General features: G+C 43.4%; 1 pseudogene. It reads right to left on the bottom strand.

Features of this window, described 5'->3' with window-relative positions:
- Positions 1-302: pseudogene (locus PL9214_RS32095) on the bottom strand (DNA-binding protein); the annotation flags it as partial.

Here is a 302-nt window from a genome sequence, read left to right on the forward strand (position 1 = left end):
CACAACTAATACAACGGTTTCGTAAGGCTGTACCACAAGCAAAGCAATATTTCGACCGTAAATCAGTCCACATTGGGTCAGGGGTAGTCCCGGCTGTCCAACATTTTGGGCAAAACTTGAATGTAGTTATTGTTTCTAGAGGGACTTTCTTCGCGGCTGCATCCAAATATTCCGCTGGTATCCCCAACGCAGAGGCTAAACCGCTTTTAGCTTTTTGATTGACTCTTAAAGTTTGTCCACCTTCTATTTTGCGGATGGTCTGAATGTGTATTTGTGCTTTTAAGCTCAACTCTTTTTGGGTG

The sequence above is a fragment of the Planktothrix tepida PCC 9214 genome, assembly GCF_900009145.1.
GTDB lineage: Bacteria > Cyanobacteriota > Cyanobacteriia > Cyanobacteriales > Microcoleaceae > Planktothrix > Planktothrix tepida.